11 protein-coding genes are annotated in these 6,068 nt (G+C 76.3%); 7 read left to right on the forward strand and 4 right to left on the reverse strand.

Translation table 11 applies throughout. The annotated features are described in order from the left end of the window. Both MHY85_RS19675 and MHY85_RS19680 read right to left on the reverse strand, forming a co-directional pair. Positions 1-562 (reverse strand): hypothetical protein (locus MHY85_RS19675; protein ID WP_239199841.1); only part of this gene is annotated, 562 nt, incomplete at its 3' end. Then, positions 559-1,158, reverse strand: a complete 600-nt coding sequence (locus tag MHY85_RS19680) for a DUF2231 domain-containing protein (protein WP_239199843.1) — start codon at positions 1,156-1,158, stop codon at positions 559-561. The genes MHY85_RS19680 and MHY85_RS19675, both read right to left, overlap by 4 nt. A 208-nt stretch (positions 1,159-1,366) precedes the next feature. Here MHY85_RS19680 and MHY85_RS19685 point away from each other — a divergent pair, with 208 nt between their 5' ends. From MHY85_RS19685 to MHY85_RS19700, 4 genes are read left to right on the forward strand one after another with little or no spacing between them, the layout of a single operon-like run. After that, positions 1,367-1,822: a DUF4383 domain-containing protein gene (locus MHY85_RS19685; protein ID WP_239199845.1), complete on the forward strand. Its 456-nt coding sequence runs from the start codon at positions 1,367-1,369 to the stop codon at positions 1,820-1,822. Beyond that, a complete protein-coding gene (locus MHY85_RS19690) occupies positions 1,777-2,499 on the forward strand; it encodes a hypothetical protein (protein ID WP_239199847.1) in 723 nt (240 codons plus the stop codon). Before MHY85_RS19685 ends, MHY85_RS19690 begins: the two co-directional genes overlap by 46 nt. A gap of 54 nt (positions 2,500-2,553) precedes the next feature. Then, on the forward strand, positions 2,554-2,922 hold the full coding sequence (locus MHY85_RS19695; RefSeq protein ID WP_239199849.1) for a helix-turn-helix transcriptional regulator: 369 nt from the start codon (positions 2,554-2,556) through the stop codon (positions 2,920-2,922). Continuing rightward, complete coding sequence (locus MHY85_RS19700) at positions 2,919-3,383, forward strand: SRPBCC domain-containing protein (protein ID WP_239199851.1); 465 nt, start codon at positions 2,919-2,921, stop codon at positions 3,381-3,383. Before MHY85_RS19695 ends, MHY85_RS19700 begins: the two co-directional genes overlap by 4 nt. 32 nt (positions 3,384-3,415) lie before the next feature. Here MHY85_RS19700 and MHY85_RS19705 read toward each other — a convergent pair whose 3' ends face one another. Further along, complete coding sequence (locus MHY85_RS19705) at positions 3,416-4,033, reverse strand: TetR/AcrR family transcriptional regulator (protein WP_239199853.1); 618 nt, start codon at positions 4,031-4,033, stop codon at positions 3,416-3,418. A 188-nt stretch (positions 4,034-4,221) separates the two neighbouring features. Between MHY85_RS19705 and MHY85_RS19710 the strand changes: the two genes are divergently transcribed. The 3 genes from MHY85_RS19710 to MHY85_RS19720 all read left to right on the forward strand — a co-directional run bounded on the left by MHY85_RS19710 (position 4,222) and on the right by MHY85_RS19720 (position 5,424). After that, positions 4,222-4,569: a VOC family protein gene (locus MHY85_RS19710; RefSeq protein WP_239199855.1), complete on the forward strand. Its 348-nt coding sequence runs from the start codon at positions 4,222-4,224 to the stop codon at positions 4,567-4,569. Positions 4,570-4,716: 147 nt separating this feature from the next. Next, positions 4,717-5,034 carry a hypothetical protein gene (locus MHY85_RS19715; RefSeq protein ID WP_239199858.1) on the forward strand — a complete coding sequence of 106 codons (318 nt, stop codon included), beginning with the start codon at positions 4,717-4,719 and terminating at the stop codon, positions 5,032-5,034. 120 nt (positions 5,035-5,154) lie between these two features. Beyond that, on the forward strand, positions 5,155-5,424 hold the full coding sequence (locus tag MHY85_RS19720; RefSeq protein ID WP_239199860.1) for a GlsB/YeaQ/YmgE family stress response membrane protein: 270 nt from the start codon (positions 5,155-5,157) through the stop codon (positions 5,422-5,424). A 175-nt stretch (positions 5,425-5,599) separates the two neighbouring features. On the opposite strand, the gene MHY85_RS19725 is transcribed toward MHY85_RS19720, so the two are convergent. Next, positions 5,600-5,884 carry a hypothetical protein gene (locus tag MHY85_RS19725; protein WP_154730996.1) on the reverse strand — a complete coding sequence of 95 codons (285 nt, stop codon included), beginning with the start codon at positions 5,882-5,884 and terminating at the stop codon, positions 5,600-5,602. Between the last annotated feature and the right edge of the window lie 184 nt (positions 5,885-6,068).

Below are 6,068 nucleotides of genomic sequence, written 5' to 3' on the forward strand. Positions count from 1 at the left end.
GCCCCGCCCGCACCAGCAGCAGCCCCGCGGCCAGCGACCCGAGCCCGCCGAGGGCCATGTCGCCGATCGTGTCCCGGTAGGCGACGTGGATCGACGCGTCGATGTACGTGTTCCCGAGGTACTCGCCCACCTCCCACAGGACGCTGAGCCCGAGCCCGAGCGCGGTGGTCACGCCGACCGAACCCACCCGCACCCGCGCCGCGGCGGGCACCACCGGGTCGACGACCGCGCCGGTGACCCGCGCGACGACGAGGTGGCCGACGGCCGCGACGAGCCCCGTGACGACGAGGTGCATGACGACGTCGAGCCACGAGATCCGCTGGTAGAGGTCGAGCGCGCCGGCCCACCCGGCGGCCAGCAGCCCGACCCCGTAGGCGGCGTCGAGCCGCGGGTCGACCCGGGCGGTCAGCGGCACGACCAGGCCGGCGAGCACGAGCAGCAGCAGCACCGCGTCCACCGGCCCCAGCGCGACGACGGCGGCGACGACGCTCGCCAGGCCCAGGAGGCGGACGACGCCCCCGGGGCCGCGCACCAGCAGCGCGGTCGCGTCCCGCGCCGTCACGCGGTCGCGTCGGCCGCCGTGCCCTCGCGGCCCTCCGGCTCCGCCGGGCCCGACGCGGACGTCGGCGGCGAGCCGAGCCGGGACGCCATGTGCCCGCCCAGGTAGCCGCTCGCACCGAGCACCCCGCCGGCACCCAGCGCCACCGCGACACCGAGGCCGCGGCGGCCGCGGCGGCGCAGCAGCCAGGACGTCCCGTACAGCCCGAGCGCGACGTTGTTCAGGAACCCGTGCACGGTCCCGACCCGCAGGGTCCTGCGGTCGGAGACGGCCCAGTCCGCCAGGCCGGTGACGGCGGCCGGCACCGCCGACAGGATGCCGAGGCCGAGCAGCCGGTCGGCGGCCCGGCGTCGGCCGTCCCCGCCGCCGGGGGTCAGGTCGAGCACCGTCGCGCTCGCCCAGAACCCGATGGGCGCGTCGGTGAGCAGCGGGTGCGCCGCGTGCCCGAGCGGGCGGCCGTGCAGCAGCGCCGCCAGCCGCGGGCTGGTCCGCAGCGCCTTCAGGACGACCGGCTGGACCCGGTCCACCGCCTCGTCCAGGGCGGTGGCGCGCTCCAGGCGCCGGGTCGCGGTCAGCAGGGGGCTCTCGTCGGGCTGCACGGTGGTCTCCTCGTCGGCCGGGGGCGGGGCTCCTGGGGTCGAGCATCGCCCCGCCGGGTCCACCCCGCACGGCGGGAGCGCCCCGGGTGCGAGCCGACCAGCCCCGACGCATGCTGGAGGTCGCGTCCAGCGTCGGCGCCGCCCGCGCACCCCGGCCGCCGCGGCACGACCGCCGCCCCCGGGCCCGCGCCCCACCGGAGGACCCGCCATGACCGCTTCCACTCCCGCCGCCCGCTCGGCCGGCACCACGGCCCGGCAGCCGCACCAGTACCTGGCCCTCGTCATCGGGATCGTGTACCTGGTGGTCGGCCTCGCCGGGTTCCTGGTCACCGGCTTCGACGACTTCACCGCGCACGACCACTCGCAGACGCTGCTCGGGTTCGCGATCAACCCGCTGCACAACATCGTGCACATCGTGATCGGCCTGCTCGGCATCGCCCTGTGGTCCACCGCCAGCCGGGCCCGCACCTACGGCTGGCTGCTGTTCGTGGGCTACGGCGCGACGTTCGTCTACGGCCTGGTGGTGGCGGACAACCCCGACGCGAACATCCTCAACATCAACGGCGCGGACAACGGCCTGCACCTGGTCTCCGCCCTCGCGGGCCTGGCGATCGCCCTGTGGCCGCGCCGCGACCGCGACCGCACGACGACGGCGCGCGCCTGAGCCGCCGGCCCGGGGACCCGCGCCCCGCCGGGGCCGCGCCGGCGGCCGACGCCGCCGGCGCGGTGCTCCGCGCGCTCGTCGGTGCGGTCGACCGCGTCCGGCCGTCCCCGCGGCCGCTGCACCCGCGCGGCGTCGTCCGGCGCGGCACCCTGCTCGTGGACGACGCCGGGGCGCCGGGCGCGCGCGAGCTCGGCGCGCCGCTCGTCGTCCCGGCGGTGGCACGGGTGTCCCGCGCCGCGGGACTGCCCGCACCGCTGCCGGACGTGTTCGGCGTGGCCGTGCGGTGGGAGGTCGGCGGCCGGACCCACGACCTCCTGCTGTCCGGGACCGGCCTCGGCCGCCTCTCCCGGTTCGTCCTGGTGCCGCGGACCCGGCCGCTCGCCGGTCCGCACGGGACGCTGATGCCGTTCCTGGACGCGCGGGGGCGCCCGCTGCTCGTCGCCGCGGTGCCGTCGCCCGGTGCCCCGCGCGGCGGAGGCGTGGACCTGGTGCTGCTCTCGGCGCGCCCGGGCGGACCCTGGCACCGCCTCGGCCGGCTGGTGTGCCCCGCGCGGCCGGGCGACGGCGACGACCCGGACCTGCGGTTCGACCCGGTGCTGCACGTGCCCGGCGACCTCCGGGTCCCGGGCTGGGCCGCCCGGCTCCGCCTGCCGTCGTACCGCCGCGCCCGCGCCTGACCGGGGCGGCGCCGGCCATTGTGCACCGATCGGTTCAGCGTTACTGTGAACCACATGGTTCAGCAACAGCGCCTGGACGAGGTGTTCGCCGCCCTGTCCGACGCGACCCGGCGCGACGTCCTCGTGCGCCTCGGCGACGGCCCGGCCACGATCGGGCAGCTCGCCGAGCCCTACGGCATCACCCTCACCGGCATGACGAAGCACGTGCGGGTGCTCGAGGACGCGGGCCTGGTCGTCACCGAGAAGGTCGGGCGCGCCCGGCAGTGCCGCCTCGGGGCGGAGCGGCTGGACGACGCGATGTCCTGGATCGGGTTCTACCAGCGGCTCTGGGAGCGTCGGCTGGACGGGCTCGAGGCCTTCTTCACCCTGCAGCGCGGCCGGGAGACCGGCGGCACCCACCCCGCGGAAGGACCTGTCACATGACCACCGAGACCAACAGCACCGACCTCGAGCTGCGCGCCCAGCGCGTCCTACCCGCCACGCCGGACGAGGTCTTCGACGCCTACACCGACGCCGAGAAGCAGCGGATCTGGTTCGCGATCCTCGACACCGAGCCGGGGATCGTCGAGATCGAGGTCGACCTGCGGGTCGGCGGGCAGCAGACCGCGGTCTGGGGCCCGAGCCGCGACGAGCTGTTCCGCGAGACGCAGACGTTCCTGGAGATCGACCGCCCGCACCGGCTGGTGACGGAGTCGGTCGGCAGCAGCCCGGACGGGGCGACGATGACCACGCGGGTGGTCGTCACGTTCGAGGCCGTCGACGGCGGGACGCTGATGAGCGTCGTGCAGAGCGGCTTCCCGACCCCGGAGGTGCGGGACTTCTTCGCCGAGCACGCCTGGGAGGGCGCGTTCGACCGGATCGGCGCGTACCTGGCGAGCGCCTGAGCCGGCGCGCGACGCCCGCCCCGGGGCCGGACTCAGGGGCGGGCGTCGCCCGCGCCGTACCGCAGCCCGTCGACGACCAGGTCGAGCAGCCCGCGCACGCGCTCGGCCCACCGGTCGGAGTCCGGCACGTTCCACACCCCGCCCATCGCGAGCATGACCTGCTCGCCGTCGACGTCGGGGCGCACCGAGCCGTCCGCGCGCCCGGCCGCGAGCAGCTCGTCGATCGCGGCGATGATCCCCGCCTTGGTGTCGGCGAACAGCGACGAGTCCGAGCCCACCGCCGTGCGCAGCGCCGCGCCCATGCCCCGCTTGGTGGCGGCGTACCGGACGAACCGGCCCATCCAGTCGCGCAGCGCCTCCACGGCCGGGCGGTCGTCGCCGAGCAGGGCCGGCGCGGCGTCGCACAGCGCGGTGACCTCCTGGCGGTAGGCCGCCTCCACCAGGGCGCTGCGCTCCGGGAAGTGCCGGTACAGCGTGCCGATGCCCACCCCGGCCTGCTGGGCGATGGACTCCAGCGGGGCGTCGCCGTCCTCGGCCAGCGCGGTGGCGGCGCACTCGAGCAGCCGGGCGCGGTTGCGTGCGGCGTCGGCGCGCAGCGGCCGCGCCGCGGTGCCGCCGGGTCGCTCGGCGCGGACGGACGGGGTGGTCACGGGAAGCGCTCCTCGGGCTAGGTCTTGCGATGCGGAGGATCCTCCGGTTAGAGTCGAACACGAAACGGAGGCTCCTCCGTTCCAGGGTACGCCGCCTCCGACGCCCGGTCACCTCCGCAGGTGGGACGGGCACCGTCGACGCCGGCCCGCGAACCCCGCACCACGACGACCCACCTCAGGAGGCCCCCATGGCCAGCACCTTCCACGGCGTGACCTTCGACGCCTACGACGCCCAGGCCGTCGCCCGGTTCTGGGGCGCCGCGCTGGGCCGGGACGTCGCCCCCGGCGCCAGCAGCGAGCACGCCGAGCTGCTCGACCACACCGGCGCGCCGCGCCTCGTCTTCGACCGCGTGCCGACCGGCGGCACCGTCCGCAACGCCCTGCACCTGGACCTGGTCACCACGGACCTGGAGGGCGAGTCCGAGCGCCTCGTCCGCCTCGGCGCCCGCCGGCTGGGCACGGTCGGCGGCACGGCCCGCTGGGTCAACCTCACCGACCCCGAGGGCAACGCCTTCGCCCTCCTCCCCGCCGCCTGACCCGGACGGCCGCACCGCCACCCGTCCGGGTGATGGTGCGGCCTCGGCGGGCGGAGATGTCCTGTTCGCCCTAGTTTTCGGCGTGCCGCCCCGATGGCGGCCGGACTTGCGCACCACCGATGCCGAGAACCAGACAGGGGACACGTCATGACCCAGCCCTACGGCCAGGACCCGCACCGCACGACCGCCTCGACCCCGCCGGCACAGGCACCCGCCGGACCCGCCGGCTACGGCGCGCCCGCGCCGGCCGGCACCGGCACCCCGGTGCTGTCGATCATCACGTTCGTGCTGTCGGCGATCGCGATCCTGTTCCTGCCGATCGTGTTCGGCCTCGCCGGCATCGTCACCGGCATCGTGGCCGTCGTGCGCAAGGAGCGCCTCGGCAAGATCGCGCTCATCGTCGCGGTCGTCGCCACCGTCATCGGCTTCGCGCTCGGCGCGCTCGTCATGAGCCAGATGTCCTGACGACCGTCCCGGGGCGCGTCCGCGAGCCGCTCACCAGCGGCCCCGCGGGCGTTCCGGATGCGGAGGGCGACCACCCGTGCCACGGTTCTCTCCGTCCGAACACGACGTTGGAGGTGCCAGATGGGATTCTTCGCTTTCCTGCTGCTGGGTCTGATCGCGGGGGCTATCGCGAAGGCGATCCTGCCGGGACGTCAGGCCGGTGGCTGGTTCGTGACGCTGCTGCTGGGCGTCATCGGCGCGCTGCTGGGCGGCTGGCTGGGCAGCGTGCTGTTCGACCGCCCGCTCGAGGACTTCTTCTCGATCCAGACGTGGCTCCTCGCGATCGCCGGCTCGATCATCGTGCTGCTGATCTACGGCGCGCTCACCGGCCGCAAGGGCGCTCGCGCCTGACGCACGGCCGGCCGTGACCCGGCCCGGCGACGGTGGGAGACCGTCGCCGGGCCGTGCCGGGCACCGGCCCCGGACGGTGGGAGACCGTCCTGGGGCGCCCGGCACGACGAGGGCCCGCACATCCGCACCAAGCGGCTGCGCGGGCCCTCGTCGTCTGTCGGGGCGGTGCCGGCCCTCAGCCCTGCGGGGCGAGGGTGAAGCCCGGCGCGCCGGTCGCCGACGGGTCGGCGTCCAGCGTGAGGTCGGCGAGCGCCGGCGACGTCTCCGGGGCGACGAACACGGTCGCGCCGTCCGAGTCGATGACATCGTCCCCGGGCACGGCCTCCGGGACGAGCGCGAGCTCGAACGAGCCGAGCTGCTGCTGGGACTCCGCGATGCGCAGGCCGCCCGAGTCGGGGAGCCCCGCGCGGGTGGTGAGGTCGCGGACGGCGGTGCTGGCGTTCTCGGTCAGGGTGAGCACGAGTGCTCCTCTCGTGGCCGGTGGCGGTCGCGGCACCGGGGCGCCGCGACCATCGGACCCTTCCACCGTCGGCGGGTCCGCGGCGGGACGCAACCGCGGGTCCGCTGGGCGAGACCGGCGCTGTCCGCTGCGCGGAGCGCGCTGGACACCCGCGCGCCGACCCCGCACCCTCCTCCCCCTGCGC

The organism is Cellulomonas sp. ACRRI (assembly GCF_022346185.1).
In the GTDB taxonomy this organism is placed as follows: domain Bacteria; phylum Actinomycetota; class Actinomycetes; order Actinomycetales; family Cellulomonadaceae; genus Cellulomonas.